General features: G+C 77.6%; 1 protein-coding gene. It reads left to right on the top strand.

Translation table 11 applies throughout. The annotated features are described in order from the left end of the window. A partial coding sequence (locus tag ACFV5N_RS25260; RefSeq protein ID WP_385604093.1) for an FAD-dependent oxidoreductase occupies nt 1-303 on the top strand: 303 nt, incomplete at both ends.

Genomic DNA, 303 nt, shown 5'->3' with positions numbered 1-303 from the left:
TCACAGGGCCCCGTCGCCGCCGACACCCTGGTGATCGCCGTGGGCTCGGTCCCCGCCACCGGCTGGCTGCACGGCAGCGGCCTGACCCTGGACGACGGCGTGCTGTGCGACGCCCGCTGCCGTGCCGCCGCGCACGTCTGGGCGGCCGGGGACGTCGCGCGCTGGTGGCACGAGGCCGAGGGCCGCGCGCTGCGCCTGGAGAACCGCTCGCACGCCACCGAGAGCGGCCTGGCCGTCGCCGGCAACATCCTCGGCGCCGACCGGCCGTACCGGCCCGTCCCGTCCTTCTGGACCGACCAGCAC

The sequence above is a fragment of the Streptomyces sp. NPDC059853 genome (genome assembly GCF_042731495.1).
Lineage (GTDB): Bacteria > Actinomycetota > Actinomycetes > Streptomycetales > Streptomycetaceae > Streptomyces.
This window is presented reverse-complemented; position numbering and strand designations above follow the sequence as displayed.